Source organism: Candidatus Poribacteria bacterium (assembly GCA_021295755.1).
Classification (GTDB): Bacteria; Poribacteria; WGA-4E; order WGA-4E; family PCPOR2b; genus PCPOR2b.
The window spans coordinates 1-3,933 of the sequence record JAGWBT010000245.1; the positions used below are offsets into that span (position 1 = coordinate 1).

The 3,933-nt window shown below is 45.8% G+C and carries 5 protein-coding genes; 4 read left to right on the plus strand and 1 reads right to left on the minus strand.

Annotated elements, in window-relative coordinates; genetic code table 11:
• Positions 1–604: 604 nt before the first annotated feature.
• The 4 genes from J4G02_22905 (at position 605) to J4G02_22920 (ending at position 3,666) form a co-directional block, all read left to right on the plus strand.
• Complete coding sequence (locus J4G02_22905) at positions 605–1,150, plus strand: hypothetical protein (GenBank protein ID MCE2397358.1); 546 nt, start codon at positions 605–607, stop codon at positions 1,148–1,150.
• 295 nt (positions 1,151–1,445) lie between these two features.
• Positions 1,446–1,871 carry a sigma-70 family RNA polymerase sigma factor gene (locus J4G02_22910; GenBank protein MCE2397359.1) on the plus strand — a complete coding sequence of 142 codons (426 nt, stop codon included), beginning with the start codon at positions 1,446–1,448 and terminating at the stop codon, positions 1,869–1,871.
• On the plus strand, positions 1,868–2,869 hold the full coding sequence (locus J4G02_22915; GenBank protein ID MCE2397360.1) for a hypothetical protein: 1,002 nt from the start codon (positions 1,868–1,870) through the stop codon (positions 2,867–2,869). Before J4G02_22910 ends, J4G02_22915 begins: the two co-directional genes overlap by 4 nt.
• A gap of 230 nt (positions 2,870–3,099) precedes the next feature.
• A complete protein-coding gene (locus J4G02_22920; GenBank protein ID MCE2397361.1) occupies positions 3,100–3,666 on the plus strand; it encodes a PD40 domain-containing protein in 567 nt (188 codons plus the stop codon).
• A 75-nt stretch (positions 3,667–3,741) separates the two neighbouring features.
• Here the strand turns inward: J4G02_22920 and J4G02_22925 are convergent.
• Positions 3,742–3,933 (minus strand): hypothetical protein (locus J4G02_22925; protein ID MCE2397362.1); only part of this gene is annotated, 192 nt, incomplete at its 5' end.

Below are 3,933 nucleotides of genomic sequence, written 5' to 3' on the forward strand. Positions count from 1 at the left end.
AAGGGTAACGATTGACATAATTCTTTGGTTCAACACAAAAAAGTGCTAGAAAAAATCTCAGAATTGTGTCTTGGTAAGTATTGGGGAGGAGTGAATCCGAACCATGGTGTCAATCAACTCATACACTGTAAGAAATCTATTGAGGACATGGAGGAGGCGATCTGTAATGGTTAGCCTGATGAATTCAAGCGACATGCGAAAAGCAGTTCCGTAGGAATCATGAGAGTTGAATTTATGGTGAATTCTAAAAATAAATAGACACCTGCGCCCCCGGTAGGTGCGGTTTCCTAACCGCACCGGTTTGAAGTATCTCATTAATTCTAAGATCCACTATAGATGAAAATTCTAAACTGACTTACAGTGGAGAAGAAAGGTGATACCGCATGAAGTACATGATGGTTATATTTATATTTGCCTTATTGGTGTTGATATCATCAGTAGGGGCAGAGATATTTCGTGATGATTTTAACAATGGTGACTTAAAGGGATGGACATTCATACAAGGTGCCGAACATGGCAGAATTCAAGATAGTGCATTAGTTCTCAGTTCGCGGAGGCTGTCATTGCTGTTGATGGTATAATCGCAAACGACTATGAAGTGTCAGTGTCTGTAAAAATCAGCAGGCTAGTTGAGGGTATTCTGCGCGGTCCACACGTTGGGCTGCGCGCTCATATACCCCCACGCCTTGAGCCGTTCATTAAAAGTTTTCAGGGAAACAAGACGCTCCGAACGCTTCTGTACGGGCGATCTTACAAGTTCATTCTAGGTCATCAAGATATAGGTGGTGGAGTTACAAAAAGAGGTTTTGGGGCGACCATTCAACATGTGGAGGTTTCTAAGAAAGGAGATAGATGGAATATCAATAGCGAGGGCAGATCGCGCGCATTTCGACTATTTGATTTCAGATTGCACAAGTGGTATCGCGTGAGGGTCATTGCCGAGGGGAATCGGTTTCAATGCTTTATTGATGACACAGAAATGCTAAATTTTTTTGACGGCACCTACACAGCGGGGAGAATTTATCTGTCGTCAGGATGGGGGAACCGTGTCCACTTTGATGACTTTGAGGTTCAATATGAGGCTCTTGCAGTGCAGCCGCGGAAGAAACTCACAACTACTTGGGGAGAGATAAAGGCCGCTGTTCATTAGTGTGTGGTTTAGTAGCTAAGAAAATGATTGCAATTCTTGACCGTTCTTTGTCGGTGGAGGCGTCAAGTAATCAAACCACCCTTTGGGGACGTATAAAATTGGGGAGACAGTGACAATTTGAAACACCAATTATGGACAGAAGACTCCTTTAGAATTAGGCGAATGGTCCCCTCCATTCGCCTTTTTTATTGCTTACTTTGTAAAGAAATGGGTAAAATATCTCTCAAAATAAAAAAGTGCTAGAAAAAATCTCGAAACTGTGTCTTGGTAGGGTGTAAGGGAGGAACGAAGAGCCATGGCTAAGGAGAATACACTCATCCATCGCGCCCAAACCGGGGATGAAGGGGCGTTTGCTGACCTGATGCGGTCATACCACGCCTATGTTTATGCAATCGTAATCGGAATCGTGAAAAATTCCCATGACGCCGAAGAGGTTGTGCAAGATACCTTCCTCAGTGCCTATCGAGGCTTGGCACAGCTTGAGGATAGCGCGAAATTCAAAAGCTGGTTAGCAGAGATTGCGCGAAATCGTGCGCGAAACTGGCTCCGTAAACAGAGGGGCAAGACCGTATCCCTTGACGAAGTGAACGCGGAGATACTTCAAACGGAGGACTCACCTGATGAGCGATTGGCACGACAGGAACAGAGGGAACTGATTCGCCGGACCATGGAGACGCTCCCGCAAAAAGACAGGGAGAAGGTGCAAGTTACAACGAGTTGACTAGCACGCACGGACTGTCGGATAAGGCGATTTCGTTTCGGCTATCGCGTGCGAGACGTCAACTCTCCAAACGGTTGCAATATCTTCTGACTGGCATCTTCGTTCCTCCCGGATTAACACTCAAAAAAATCTATTCGGGAGGTCTAGCTGCCATGAAGGTTGGAACGGCATCTAAGATAACGGTTGGAGCAGCAGCGTTGATGGCGCTTATTTTTATCGGTTATATCGGTATCCGTCAGATGAATGGACCCACAGTCGAGGAGCGGGTGTATTTGTCACCGTGGGAGGATGGCACCTTACGCCCACAAAACAACCCTGAAGGATTGGCTGTGCAAATTGATTCTACTCAAGATAGAGAAGATGGGGACACTCAATCGCAAATTGCTACGGCGGAATCCGCTGCAGGAATGGAGTCAATAGACGATTTCTTCGGTCAACCCGACGAAACAGATATGGCGCAATTCGCAACAGAGATGGAATTTGAGCCAGAGGCGGATCAGAGCCTCACTACAGACACGTCTGCGTCATCAGAAAACACGAATCAGTCCGCTGAAGATGTGATGTATGCTTACTTAGAGGCGGTTAGAAATTCTGACTCTAAGGCAATGCACTTGTTAATGACGGAGGAGTATAGGCATAGCGGTCATGATAATCTCGGTGACGGATCTTCGATTTCCGTAGAGGTGACGCATGATGATGGATCTCCAGCTTCGACGGATGAAATACCAGTTGGGATGCTTGAAGCTGTCGCTATAGTTGAAGAATCGGAATCGCTGATATTTGAGTTGATCCGTCAAAGCGACGGTCAGACACAGGTTGCAAGTCGCAGATATGTAGGTGATGAATTCCACTTCCAATTGAGAAGCCCAGAAATAGAGATACCGGGTTTTGAAGCACTAGAAACACTGGGTGCTCAGAGAAGTGAACCAATCCCAAGGCATACCCTTGTTAAAATGCGAAAAGAGAATGGCGCGTGGCGAATTTATAACGTAGAATAAATGAACCGATAGCTTGCAAGCCTATTCTCAGAACGTCACAAGGCGAATGGTTTTGTCCATTCGCCTTTTTTATTGCCTACTCCTCGAAGAAAGAGGCAAAATACCTCTTATGATGGCGTGGATTTAGAGAGTATTTCGACAGGGAGTCATATTTTTTTTCTTAAAAGCAAAAAAAGTGCTAGAAAAAATCTCAGAATTGTATCTTAATAGAGTCAGAGGAGGAAAGACATATGCACCGGAAGGACGATTTCGCCCATTTGATTTTAGCTATTGTTGTGGTTTTGGTGTTGACACTGCTGATGGTATGTGTTGACGCACAAGCACGGATTGCCTTCGTGTCTCAGAGGGATGGGAACGCTGAAATCTATGTGATGGACGCCAATGGAGGGCGTCAACTCAACCTGACTAACAATCCTAATGATGACCGGCAACCCTCATGGTCCCCAGACGGTAAGCGCATTGCCTTCATGTCTGATAGGAAGGGTGACTTTGAAAACTTTGAAATCTACGTGGTAGATGCCGATGGAGATAATCAACAAAAACTCACCAATCATCGCGATGATGACTATTCACCCTCATGGTCCCCTGACGGAGAACGGATTGCCTTCGTGTCTAATAGGGTTGGGGACTTTGACATCTACGTGATGGATGCCGATAGAAATAATCCCCTAAACCTGACCAATAATCCCCATAATGACGGTGGTCCTGCATGGTTTAACCCTGCTTTTGCATTTGCCGGTTCACCCGCAGGTAAGATCGTCACGATGTGGGGTTGGCTCAAACAGGTTGATCGATGAGGAATAATACGTGATGTGTAATACGTAAGGATTAGTGGATCTGTCCGTGCCCCGACTTCATCGGGACAGGTGAGACTAGGCGTGACCGGGTCCCCCGAAGCCCCGATTTATTGGTGACAAGCCGGGAGATGCGCGATCTCCCGGCATAAGGATCGACTTTATTGCACGGCACATCACTAGCAACTTACATTTATAGTAAACACGAGAAATAAGGATACATTTACCAATAATTTCAACCGGCGCGAAATCTTCAAAGTCCCCCTGATA